Here is a 10,910-nt window from a genome sequence, read left to right on the forward strand (position 1 = left end):
TCACAGGAGAGTTTAGTGGGAAATTTCGCAGTTAGAGGGGATTCATCGAGTACGCAGATCTCTGGACTAGCATGACCGCGATCAACCGCTTTGAAGCACAGTGTCAAAGAAGTCAACAGCACGGGGGAGAACGAGTATGAGCACCATCGCCATCGTGGGAGCGGGACCCCAGTTAGGCCGGGCGATCGCGCATCGCTTCGCCCGCGAGGGCTTCGATGTCGCCCTGATCGCGCGCAGCCGGACGACCCTCGAGAAGATGGTCGTCGAGCTGACCGAGACCGGGGTCAGGGCAGCCGCCTTCCCGGCCGACGTGACGGACCGCCCGGGGCTGCGTGACGCTCTGGCCGCCGCTGAGGATCACTTCGGCACGATCGACGTGCTGGAGTACTCTCCGGGGCCGTCGCCCGCGGACTTCGCCGCCCGGCCGATCGTGGAGGCGTCGCAACTCACGGTCGAGTCGATCATGCCGGAGATGGAGATGTACGTCTACGGCGGCGTGACGGCGGTGGGGCAGGTGCTACCGGGGATGTTGCGGCGCGGTCGCGGCACCATTCTGGCCACCACCGGCGCCGGCTCCGGACCCATGATCGTTCCCGAGGTGGCGAACGTTCAGGTGGCTACGGCGGGCCTGCGCAATTTCATCCTCAATCTGCACGCATCGGTCGCCGAGCGAGGCGTGTATGCCGCGCACGTGGCCTTGGGCGCGTTCATCGGTCAGGGCAGTCCGAAATCGGAGCCTGATGTGATCGCGGACGCCTACTGGCGGCTGCATCAGGAGCGTAGCGAGTCGGAACTTTTCTACCTGGACCTGCCGGAGGACTACGTGTTCGAGGGGGTGTCGCCGCAGTTCCTCTCCGAAGGCGAGTGAGCCGTTCGAGCCATGCCGGAGAGGTTCCCCTCAGAGGGGGTTCATCAGGTACGCGCCCGCGACCACCGAGCCCACCCCGACCAGCAGGAAGAAGAACACGTAGAACCCGCCGGGCAGGAACGTCAGCCTGGCGAGCTGGTCGGCGTCGGAGTCGCGGGCCTGCCGCCTGCGCCGCTTGCGCTGCAGCTCGAAGATCGGCCGGATGCCGCCGAACAGCAGGAACCAGACCACGACCAGGGCCACCACCTGCTGCACCTCGGCGGGCGCGTACATCGACACCGCGAACACCGCGCCGCCCGTCACCAGCAGGATCAGCGCGCCGTACAGGTTGCGGATCAGGAGCAGCATGCAGACCAGGAAGAGCAGCATGCTCCAGATGAGGAGCGTGATCCGCCCCTGGTCGGTCAGCCAGGCGGCGGCCAGCCCGAGCAGCGAGGGTGCCAGATAGCCGGCGAGCGCGGTCAGCACCATGCCGAGCCCGTTGGGCCTGCCCCGGGTGAGCGTCACCCCAGAGGTGTCGGAGTGAAGCCGGATGCCCTCTAACTTGCGCCGCGTGAGCAGGGCCATCACGGCGTGGCCGCCCTCGTGGGCGATCGTGATCAGGCCTCTGGTCAGCTGCCAGGACATGGTGAAGGTGACGATCGCGAGTGCGGCGAGAGCCGAGCCGCCCACGACCCAGGGGTCGGGGGCGGACTGGACCTCGATCAGCTGATCCCAGAGCTTGTCCATCGAGGAGAAACCCTATCCGGGTAAAGTCTCGGCCGTGCTCACAGAACGCCATTCTGACGCGGACGTTCCAGGTTGGTGGCGGGCGCTCGGCCTGCCCGGCCTGATCGACCTGCATGTGCACTTCCTGCCCGAGCGGATGGAGCGCCGGGTCTGGCACCACTTCAACCACGGCGGGCCGCTGATGGGCGAGGGCTGGAAGATCGAGTACGAGTGGCCGGTGGGGGAGCGGGTGGCACGGCTGCGCGAGCTGGGGCTGCGCGCCTTCCCCGCACTCGCCTACGCGCACCGGCCGGACATGGCCGCCGACCTCAACGCCTGGACGCTCGACTTCGCTCGCCGTACACCGGGATGTCTGCCGTCCGCGACGTTCTATCCCGAGCCGGGAGCGGCGGACTACGTACGGCGGGCGCTGGATGACGGCGTCAAGATCTTCAAGGTGCACCTGCAGGTCGGCGGCTTCGATCCGCGCGAGGCGGCGCTGGCGGAGGTCTGGGGGCTGCTGGCCGACGCGGGCGTGCCCGTGGTGGTGCACGCCAGCTCGGTGCCCGTGCCGGGCGGCTGGATCGGCCCCGAGCCGATCGGCGAGGTGCTGCGCAGGCATCCCCGGCTGCGGGTGGTGATCGCGCACCTGGGCATGCCGGAGTACGGCCCGTTCTTCGAGCTGGCGCGGACCTATGAACGGGTGGCGCTGGACACCACGATGGCCTTCACCGACTTCGCCGAGCGGGGCATGCCCTTCCCGGCGAAACTACGTCCCGCTTTGCGTGATCTGGGGCTGGCTGGGAAGGTGGTTCTCGGCAGTGACTTCCCCACCATTCCGCACCCGTACGCACACCAGCTCCACGCACTCGACCGGCTCGATCTGGGCGATGAATGGTTGAGGGCCGTGTGCTGGAGCAACGGCCTGGCCATGATCTGATGGAAAAGTGAACGAACGGCACGTTGCGCTGATCAGCGCGTTCCATGAAGCTCTGAGTCGCGCCGACTTCGCGGCGATGGAGCGTTGCTACCACCCCGAGGTGAGCTTCGGAGACCCCATCTTCCAGGAGGTGGAGGGCCGCGAGAGAGTGATGGCGATGTGGCGCCTCCTGCTCGGGGTGCGTAACGGGCTGCGCGTCACCTACGGTGAGGTGACCGCCGACGACTTCTCCGGCACCGCGCACCGGACCGCCCGCTACACCTTCGCCAGCACCGGGCGCGAGGTGGTCAACGAGATCGAGGCCCAGTTCCGGTTCGACGGCGACCTGATCGTCCGGCATCACGAGGAGTTCGACTTCAAGCGCTGGTCCAAAATGGCGCTGGGCCGTCCCGCCGGGCTGCTGTTCGGGTGGACCCCGATGTGGCGCAAGACCATCCGCGACCGAGCATTGCAGGAGCTGAATCAGTTCCGTCCCTAGGAGGTGGCATGGCCAGGGTGAAAGGGCTCAGGCGTGGTGGCGCGGTCCGCGAGGAGGCGCCCGAACACTCGATGGATCCGCGCGCCTCCGAAGAGCCGCCTTACCGGCCGACCGTGATCAACAACACGATCTACCAGGACGGCAAGGCGGTCGACAACCCAGGCTCGCTGGCCGACGCCTTCGAACGCCTCAAGCAGATGCCCGGCGCCCTGGCCTGGATCGGCCTCTACCGGCCGAAGGAGTGGGAGCTGGTCAAGCTCGCCGAGGAGTTCGAGCTGCACGAGCTCGCCCTGGAGGACGCGATCGTGGGCTCGCAGCGGCCCAAGGCCGACCGCTACGGTGACACGCTCTTCGTCGTGCTGCGCGCCGCCCGCTACCTCGACGACGTCGAGGAGGTGGCGTTCGGCGAGGTGCACATCTTCGTCGGTCCCAACTTCGTGCTCACCGTACGGCACGCGGAGGCGCCCGACCTCCAGGCGGTGCGCAAGCGCATGGAGTCCGATCCTGACCTGCTCCGCCAGGGCCCCCAGGCGGTGCTGTACGCCATCCTGGACGCCGTCGTCGACGGTTACGCCCCGGTCGTGGCCGGGCTGCAGAAGGACATCGAGGAGATCGAGGCCCAGGTGTTCGGCGGCGACCCGTCGGTCTCCCGCCGCGTCTACGAGCTGTCGGGCGAGGTCATCGAGTTCCAGCGCGCCACCACACCGCTGGTACGGCTGATCGACGGGTTCATCGCCGGCGCCGAGAAGTACGACCTCAACGAGGAGCTGCTGAGCTACCTGCGGGACGTGGCCGACCACGTCATCACGGTCACCGAGCGGGTGGCCTCCTTCCGCCAGCAGCTCCAGGACATCCTGGTGGTCAACTCGACGCTGGTCACCCAGGCGCAGAACGCCGAGATGGCCCGCATGACGGAGGTCAGCATCCGGCAGGGGGAGGAGGTCAAGAAGATCTCCTCCTGGGCGGCCATCCTGTTCGCCCCGACGGTGGTCGGCGGCATCTACGGGATGAACTTCGACAACATGCCGGAAACCCACTGGGCCTTCGGCTACCCGTTCGCGATCCTCCTCATGGCCGCCGTCTGCATCACCCTGTACGTGATCTTCAAACGGCGCGACTGGCTGTGAGAACACGAGACCGCTAATGACCACCGTGAAGGCGGACGGGCAGCCGGGTGACGCCGCGCTGAAAGTCGGATCGCCGGCCGACCTCGTCGGCCGGCACCGCCAGTTCCAGGTGGGGAAACCGTGTCAGCAGCGCGCTGAACACGACCTGTGCCTGCAGACGGGCCAGCGGCGCGCCGAGGCAGTAGTGGATGCCGTGCCCGAAACCCAGATGCGGGTTCGGCGCACGGTCCAGCCGCGGCTCGCCCGCATCGTGGAAATGGGCCTCGTCACGGTTGGCCCCCGCCAGGCTGATCATCACCCGGGAGCCGGCCGGAATGGACTGGCCGCCGAGCTCGAGCGCCTCAGTGGTCCTGCGCTGCGTCGCGGTGGCGATCGGCGACTCGTACCGGATGAACTCCTCGATGGAGGTCGGCAGCAGCTCAGGTTCGTCGCGGAGCCGGATCCATCGGTCCCGGTCTTCGAGCAGGACGAACACGCCGTTGCCGATCAGGTTGACAGTGGTCTCATGGCCGGCGATCAGCAGCATGAACACCATCGACGTCAGCTCGTCCTCGGACAGTCGATCGCCCTCCTCTCGCGCCGCGAGCAGACCGCTCAGCAGGTCATCGCCGGGATGCGCGGCCCGGTCGGCCAGCAGGGCCCGGGTGCGCTTCAACACCCTCTCCAACGCCTGGGGCATCTCGTGCTGCCGGCCCGGCCCGGCAGCCACGATCGCGGACCAGTCGCGGAACTCGACGCGATCCTCGGCCGGCACACCAAGGAGCTCGCAGATGACCTGCAGGGGCAGCGGGTAGGCGAACGTCTCGATCAGATCGACCGTCTCGTGGGCGGCGATCGCATCGAGCATCCCGGCGGTCAGCTGCTCGATGCGCGGGCGCAGAGCCTCGATGCGGTGGGCGGTGAACGTGGCCGAGATCAGTCGGCGTAGACGCGTGTGGTCCGGAGGGTCGAGGAACATCATCATGCGCAACATCGAACTGGCGAGCTCCGGCTCAAGGCCGAGTTCCTCGGCCTTGAGCACCTTGGACAGACGCCGGTCCGACAGCGCCTGCCGAGCGGCTTCGTAGCCGGTGATCCGCCAGGCCGAGGTGCCGTCGGGTAGCGGGATCATCTGGATATCAGAGGTCACTACAATTTCCTTATGTCGTGTTCGCAGATCGTTCCGCAGTAAATGCGTGATCATCACCCTATGGTGGTGATCACGGCTTCGAGCACCCGGAGAGCCCGCCGACCAGCGGCGCGGAGCCTTCCTCACGGCACGACTACCCGATGGCGGCGTGGTGAACTAGGCGAACTCATCGACGCCGGCGCCCTGGAAGTGCGGATCGACAGCACCTACGGCTTCGATCGGACAGCGGAGGCGTTCGCCCGGGTCGAAACCCGACGGGCCAAGGGCAAGGTCGTCGTCGAGGTGGGCGCACCGGCCGGCTGACCGTCGGTGGATGCCCCAGGCGGCCACCTTACGCAGCAGCGGCAGGCTGGTGCTGCAGGCTCGGGATGCCTGCAGCCCGGTGAGAGCGCGCGCTGGGGGAGCGCAGGCGATGGTACGCGGGTCGATGCGGGTGGTGAGGTCCTGGCCGCTGTGAGTACTCACTCTTGCGTACGGTCATGTAGTCGTGTTTGAGTACTCGCATGCGATCAACGCGCCTCTTCATTCTCGGCACCCTGGCCGACGGCGGCCCCATGCACGGGCACAAGATCCGAGCCGCGGCACAGATCGACCGGGTCGAGCTGTGGGCGGACATCAAGCCCGGATCGCTGTACGGCGCGCTGCGCCGGATGGCGGACGAAGGCGTCGTCGAGGTGGTCCGGACCGAGCGGGAGGGCAACCTCCCTGCTCGGACGGTGTACGGAATCACCGACAAGGGCCGGGCCGAGCTGGTCTCGGTGATCAGATCCGCCCTGGCCGACACGAGTCTCCGGCCGGATCCGATCCAGCTGGTGCTCCTGCACGTCGACGAGATCGGCCCTGAAGAGCTGCGCGCAGCGGCCCAGCAGCGGCGCGACTCCTACGCCACACAGCTCGACTTCTGGCGCAACCTCCGCACCGTGGCCGAACCCCATCTGACCAGGTTGGAGGCCGTCGCCTTCGACCACACCCTGATGCGGCTCGAGACAGAGGTCACCTGGCACGACCGCCTGCTGGCGGAGCTCACGGACACGACCGAGCAGACCTGACGGCACGAGCAAGCGCCCCCCACAGGAAGCGGAACCCCCCCATGCCCCCAAAGAGATTGAACGTCGCCGTGATCGGCGGCGGAATCGGCGGGCTCTGCCTGGCGCAGGGTCTGCGGCGAGCCGGCGTGAGCGTCACCGTGTACGAACGGGACCGCACGGCCGACTCGCGGCTCCAGGGCTTCCGGCTGAACATCGAGCCGACCGGGAGCGCCGCCCTGCACGCCTGCCTGCCACCCGTCCTGTGGGAGCTGCTGGTGGCCACCGCCGGCGACCCAGGGCCCGGGATCGGCTTCCGCGACGAGCGGATGCGGCCGCTCGTCCTCATCGGGCAGGACGGCCCGGATCGTGACCCGCTGGACCCTGCGACCAGCGAGCACGCGGTCAGCCGCGTCACGCTGCGCAAACTGCTGCTGGCCGGCCTGGAGGACGTGGTCCGCTTCGACCATGAGTTCACCGGCTTCGCACGGGCGGACGACGGGACGGTCACGGCGAAGTTCGCCAACGGCACCACCGCGACCGCCGACGTGCTCGTCGCGGCCGACGGCGCCGGCTCCCGGGTGTGGGCGCAGCTCCACCCGGAGGCCGGCCGTGCCGAACTGCCGGCGACGGCCGTCGCCGGCAAGCTGTTCCTCACCGAGGAGAACCGGCGATGGCTGCCGGACCTGCTCGCCGGCCGGAACGTCTTCTGGCCGCGCAGGGACTTCCTGTTCACCGCGATCTTCCGCAGGCGCGAGAATCCCGCGTCGATCACCGCCAGGCTCGGCGACCGGGTGCGCGCGCTCGGGCTCGACCCGGAGCGCCTGCTGGCGGACTCGCATGACGACGACTACGTCCTGTGGGCGTTCATCATGCACCGCGACTCCCTTCCGGCGAGTTTCACGTCGAAGGCTCAGGACGACCCGGCCGCGCTGCGGGAGTTGCTGGCCGAGCGGACGGCCGGGTGGCATCCCGACCTGCGCCGCCTCCTGTCCGACTCGACCCCGGACACCCTCTACCGGACCGGGTTCAGCGCCGCCGAACCGCTCGACCGGTGGGAGACCGGCAGTGTCACCGGGCTCGGGGACGCCGTCCACCACATGCCGCCGGTCGGCGGGCTCGGCGGCAACACGGCGCTGCGCGACGCGCACCGGCTCTGCGCTGCGCTCACCGCGGCCGACCGCGGCGAGGAGCCGTTGCTGCGGGCGTTGGGCGCCTACGAGGCGGACATGCTGCGCCACGGGTTCGAGACGGTCCGCGAGGTCGTGCGCAACACCGAGGCCGCGATCACCAGAAGCGCGCTGAAGCGATCAGCGACTCGAAGGTTCTTCCGGGCCTGCGGGGCCATCCCGCCCCTCGGCCGCGCGGCGTTCGGGAAGCGCTGAGTCAGCGATCGCCACGCTGGGCCGGGTGACCTGTCGCAGTGAGGCCGCTGGAGCGCAACGTTTCATCCAGTTGGCGTACATATGTGGTGGTCGCCCAGGGTTCCAGCCGGGTTCGGGCCTGGTTGATCTCGTTGGCCAGGCGAGTGGAGCTGTGCTGCCGGGTGATGTTGGCTGCCTCGGTCAGCTTGGCGGCGGCTTCGGGGATCTCCTTGGTCATGGTCAAGGCGCGGGCGTATTGGGTGAGCACCCACGCATGACGCCCTTTGAGTCTGGGGTCCAGCCTGGTCAGATACCGTTCGGCTGCCGCTATGACAGGTTTGGGTTGGTTCTGCTGGACCAGCGAGGTGCTTCTCCTGAGTTCTACTTCCGATGGCGAGACCCAGTACAAGAACGCCGGTTCGTTGTCCTTTGGCGCTCTGGCCGACGCGAGCGCGTTGTCATGTGCGCGGGCACTCGCCGCAGTATTGCCCTCAGCCGCATAGGCGAGTGAGAACAGTGTTTCGTGCAGAGGGGCCAGCAGCTTACTCGGAGATCGGGCGGCCCAGCTTTGAACGGCGAAGGCGTGGTCGAAAATGGCGGCGGTGCGGTGCTGGTCGGCGGCCAGCCTACCGAGCCAGTAGTGCACGAAGGCGATCAGCGTTGGGTCCCCGAGGTCGTGCGCGGCGTGCAGGCTGTCGAGCAGGGGTTGTTCGGCCGCCGTGTACTCGCACAGGTCGTAGGTCAGGTAACCGGTCAGCTGCGACAGTTGTGCGTACGTGTCGAGGAGCCGGTCGCGCAGGCCGGGTGCCATCGACTCGCAGGCGAGGAGCTTGCCGACTGCCGCTCGCTGTCCATTGATCACCGGCAGCAGCGTCGCGGGGCCGGACACGTCGTCGGCCTGCCGAGCCCGCAACGTCAGCTTCTCGAAGGTCCGCACCGTGGCCTCGTCCATCCGCCAGGTGCTGCGCAGCACCCCGGCCAGGCGCTCTTTTTCGTCAGGGGTGAGGACCCGCAGCAGACTGAGCGCCTGACTCCCGCCGAACACCAAAGCCAGTTCGAAGAGCAGCTCGCGTCGCTTCACGTCGGCCTCCACGGTACCGGTGGCCTGCAGCAGCCGAACGCACGCTGCGGCGTCCACGAGCGACGTGTCAGCGGAGGTGACTGCTGCGCTCTCGTCCATGGTGACACGGCTTGGAGCAGCGGTCCGGTTAGTGTCTACGTGGCGAAAGTCCGCCTGGTCGATCAATTCATGATCTGCGGCTCCGTACGATGCCAGAGTCGCGTTGTGCACCAGGTTGCGCGCGCTGGTCTGGTAGATCTTGGCCAGGGCCGCGAGCAGGGGTGCTGGCGGCCGACGTCCCGTTTGAGGCCACGCCTCGAAGTCGTACAGACGTGCCTCGCGAAGTGCGGCGGTGCCTGCCGGGTCGGCGTCGTTGACCAGGGCGGCCACGTCGGCGGCGGTGCGGCCGTGCGCCAGCCGATACAGCCGCAACGGGCTCACGTCGTGCGTGAGCGCGATCACCTCGGCGATCTGATCCCAGGTGAAACCCTTCTCCCGGAGCCGCTGACCCCACAGGCGGGCCGGTTGCGGAACTCGGTTGCCCTCGCTGGACATCCGCACCACCTCCACTCCGAGTTCGAATACTATAAGTAATGAAAATATTACTCATAGTGCTGGGCGCGTGCGAGATCGACGAGAAGGGAGTGGCTGGGGTGCCGATCATGAAAGCTGAGGGATTCACCCAGGTCAGTCTCAGTTCAGCGGGAGTGGTTTTGAGACTTGAGGTGGGGATTCAGGAGGCCCGCCTGGTGGTGCAGCCTTTCGGTGACCCACCGATCTCTTTCCCCACGGAGAAACCCCAGTGCCTGACACCGCCGCCGCCCTGATCATTCCCCGGCAACGCGAGCAAGACCAGCCGTGCCACGTCAAACGCGAGCTCGTCGAGGCGATGATCGACCTGCACCCCGGTGGCATGGTCTGGCGGCGCACCTTCCCCGGCACCTTCGACCAGGTCCCGGCCGCCCGCCACTTCACCCGCTTCCTGCTGCTCGACTCCCCCTGCCAGGACGACGCCGAACAGATCGTCGCCGAACTCGCGGCGAACGCCGTCCAGCACAGCAGCAGCGGCCGCTCCCAGGGCACCTTCATCGTCGAGCTCACCCGCACGACGGCCACGATCACCATCGCGGTCTACGACTGCGGCTGGGGTGGCGTTCCCCGCTTCGGAGCCCGCTGCCGGACCATCGCCGAGTACGGCAGGGGCCTGGCCATCGTCGCCGCGCTCGCGGACCAGGCCGGGTACGAAGGCGACGATGCGATCGGCCACAGAGTGTGGGCCAAGATCCACTCTCCGTTTTCCGCCCGGACGACGAGATTCTGACCTTTACCCGGGCGGGCCCGTCCTCCCGGCGACATCGCGCCGCGCCCTCCGGTTGGGCAGGCCCGCCGTCTCACCTGACCGACGGTGAACCCGGATCCCGGCCATCGGCGCGCTGGGCGATATGGTGTGCCACCATGCCTGATTTCTCCTGGATGGACGCCGGCACCGCCTACTTCGCCGCCCGCCTCGACGGGGCCGACCTCTACGCGGACTCAGCCCTGCCGGGCTGGACGCGCCGGCACGTGGTGGCGCACGTCGCGGCCAATGCCCACGGCCTCGGCCGGCTCGCGCACTGGGCCGCGACCGGCGAGGAGACTCCCATGTACGCCTCCGCGCAGGCGCGCAACGCCGAGATCGAGGAGCTGGCCACGCTCCCGCCCGAGGCGCTGGTGGCGCTGTTCGAGCAGACCGCCGCCGACTTCCGCGCGGCCCTGCTCAGCCTGACGGCGTCACAGTGGGAGGTGCCGGTACGGACTGCGCAGGGCGCGGTGGTGCCCGCTTCGGAGATCGTCTGGATGCGCTGCCGTGAGGTGTGGATTCACGGCGTGGACCTGGGGACGGGCGGCGGGTTCGCTGACTTCCCGCCGGACCTGCTGGACGCGCTGCTCGCGGACGTGACCAAGCTGTGGGAACGGCGCGGCGAGGAGCATGCGCCCGTGCTGATCGCGACCGACACCAAGGCGACCTTCCGCTCCGGTGACGCGAAGGGCCGCGAGGTGTACGGGACCGCCGCCGAGTTGGCGGCCTGGGTCACAGGGCGCGGCCCCGCGCCGCATCCGGGGGCGCCGGCGATCGGCGGCTGGCTCTAGGGAAGGCCCGCGTCAGGTCACGTCTTCCCGGAGTCCCAGGAGCTAGCACCGAAGGTGCGCAGCAGGACGATCAGCGCGGCC

12 protein-coding genes are annotated in these 10,910 nt (G+C 68.4%); 9 read left to right on the forward strand and 3 right to left on the reverse strand.

Annotated elements, in window-relative coordinates:
- Nucleotides 1-136 precede the first annotated feature (136 nt).
- Entirely contained in the window at nucleotides 137-868 is a 732-nt protein-coding gene (locus tag ACTMTF_RS46525) for an SDR family NAD(P)-dependent oxidoreductase (protein WP_441116506.1), read from the forward strand.
- A 30-nt stretch (nucleotides 869-898) separates the two neighbouring features.
- Here the strand turns inward: ACTMTF_RS46525 and ACTMTF_RS46530 are convergent, their stop codons facing one another.
- Nucleotides 899-1,597 carry a M50 family metallopeptidase gene (locus ACTMTF_RS46530; protein WP_397002215.1) on the reverse strand — a complete coding sequence of 233 codons (699 nt, stop codon included), beginning with the start codon at nucleotides 1,595-1,597 and terminating at the stop codon, nucleotides 899-901.
- 34 nt (nucleotides 1,598-1,631) lie between these two features.
- On the opposite strand from ACTMTF_RS46530, the gene ACTMTF_RS46535 reads away from it, so the two are divergent.
- From ACTMTF_RS46535 to corA, 3 genes are read left to right on the forward strand one after another with little or no spacing between them, the layout of a single operon-like run.
- Complete coding sequence (locus tag ACTMTF_RS46535; protein WP_441116507.1) at nucleotides 1,632-2,516, forward strand: amidohydrolase family protein; 885 nt, start codon at nucleotides 1,632-1,634, stop codon at nucleotides 2,514-2,516.
- Between the two features lie 7 nt (nucleotides 2,517-2,523).
- A complete protein-coding gene (locus tag ACTMTF_RS46540; protein ID WP_397002211.1) occupies nucleotides 2,524-2,994 on the forward strand; it encodes a nuclear transport factor 2 family protein in 471 nt (156 codons plus the stop codon).
- Nucleotides 2,995-3,002: 8 nt separating this feature from the next.
- Nucleotides 3,003-4,121: a magnesium/cobalt transporter CorA gene (gene corA / locus ACTMTF_RS46545; protein WP_441116508.1), complete on the forward strand. Its 1,119-nt coding sequence runs from the start codon at nucleotides 3,003-3,005 to the stop codon at nucleotides 4,119-4,121.
- Between the two features lie 13 nt (nucleotides 4,122-4,134).
- On the opposite strand, the gene ACTMTF_RS46550 is transcribed toward corA, so the two are convergent.
- Entirely contained in the window at nucleotides 4,135-5,250 is a 1,116-nt protein-coding gene (locus ACTMTF_RS46550; protein ID WP_441116509.1) for a cytochrome P450 family protein, read from the reverse strand.
- Between the two features lie 60 nt (nucleotides 5,251-5,310).
- On the opposite strand from ACTMTF_RS46550, the gene ACTMTF_RS46555 reads away from it, so the two are divergent.
- The 3 genes from ACTMTF_RS46555 (at nucleotide 5,311) to ACTMTF_RS46565 (ending at nucleotide 7,660) form a co-directional block, all read left to right on the forward strand.
- Nucleotides 5,311-5,553 carry a zinc-binding dehydrogenase gene (locus ACTMTF_RS46555; protein WP_441116510.1) on the forward strand — a complete coding sequence of 81 codons (243 nt, stop codon included), beginning with the start codon at nucleotides 5,311-5,313 and terminating at the stop codon, nucleotides 5,551-5,553.
- Nucleotides 5,554-5,753: 200 nt separating this feature from the next.
- A complete protein-coding gene (locus ACTMTF_RS46560) occupies nucleotides 5,754-6,299 on the forward strand; it encodes a PadR family transcriptional regulator (protein WP_441116511.1) in 546 nt (181 codons plus the stop codon).
- 41 nt (nucleotides 6,300-6,340) lie between these two features.
- A complete protein-coding gene (locus ACTMTF_RS46565; protein ID WP_441116512.1) occupies nucleotides 6,341-7,660 on the forward strand; it encodes an FAD-dependent oxidoreductase in 1,320 nt (439 codons plus the stop codon).
- Between the two features lies 1 nt (nucleotide 7,661).
- On the opposite strand, the gene ACTMTF_RS46570 is transcribed toward ACTMTF_RS46565, so the two are convergent.
- On the reverse strand, nucleotides 7,662-9,254 hold the full coding sequence (locus ACTMTF_RS46570) for a hypothetical protein (RefSeq protein ID WP_441116513.1): 1,593 nt from the start codon (nucleotides 9,252-9,254) through the stop codon (nucleotides 7,662-7,664).
- A 247-nt stretch (nucleotides 9,255-9,501) separates the two neighbouring features.
- Between ACTMTF_RS46570 and ACTMTF_RS46575 the strand changes: the two genes are divergently transcribed.
- Nucleotides 9,502-10,020, forward strand: coding sequence for an ATP-binding protein (locus ACTMTF_RS46575; RefSeq protein ID WP_441116514.1), 519 nt, complete (start codon nucleotides 9,502-9,504; stop codon nucleotides 10,018-10,020).
- A gap of 134 nt (nucleotides 10,021-10,154) precedes the next feature.
- Nucleotides 10,155-10,829, forward strand: a complete 675-nt coding sequence (locus tag ACTMTF_RS46580) for a maleylpyruvate isomerase family mycothiol-dependent enzyme (protein WP_441116515.1) — start codon at nucleotides 10,155-10,157, stop codon at nucleotides 10,827-10,829.
- The last annotated feature ends 81 nt before the right edge of the window (nucleotides 10,830-10,910 follow it).

Source organism: Nonomuraea sp. ZG12 (genome assembly GCF_052068115.1).
Taxonomy (GTDB): Bacteria; Actinomycetota; Actinomycetes; order Streptosporangiales; family Streptosporangiaceae; genus Nonomuraea.

Coding starts and splice junctions, on each gene's coding strand:
- ACTMTF_RS46580 (WP_441116515.1), top strand. CDS start 10,155: ATGCCTGATTTCTCCTGGATGGACGCCGGCACCGCCTACTTCGCCGCC.
- ACTMTF_RS46530 (WP_397002215.1), bottom strand. CDS start 1,597: ATGGACAAGCTCTGGGATCAGCTGATCGAGGTCCAGTCCGCCCCCGAC.
- ACTMTF_RS46560 (WP_441116511.1), top strand. CDS start 5,754: ATGCGATCAACGCGCCTCTTCATTCTCGGCACCCTGGCCGACGGCGGC.
- ACTMTF_RS46565 (WP_441116512.1), top strand. CDS start 6,341: ATGCCCCCAAAGAGATTGAACGTCGCCGTGATCGGCGGCGGAATCGGC.
- ACTMTF_RS46555 (WP_441116510.1), top strand. CDS start 5,311: ATGGTGGTGATCACGGCTTCGAGCACCCGGAGAGCCCGCCGACCAGCG.
- ACTMTF_RS46525 (WP_441116506.1), top strand. CDS start 137: ATGAGCACCATCGCCATCGTGGGAGCGGGACCCCAGTTAGGCCGGGCG.
- corA (WP_441116508.1), top strand. CDS start 3,003: ATGGCCAGGGTGAAAGGGCTCAGGCGTGGTGGCGCGGTCCGCGAGGAG.
- ACTMTF_RS46570 (WP_441116513.1), bottom strand. CDS start 9,254: ATGTCCAGCGAGGGCAACCGAGTTCCGCAACCGGCCCGCCTGTGGGGT.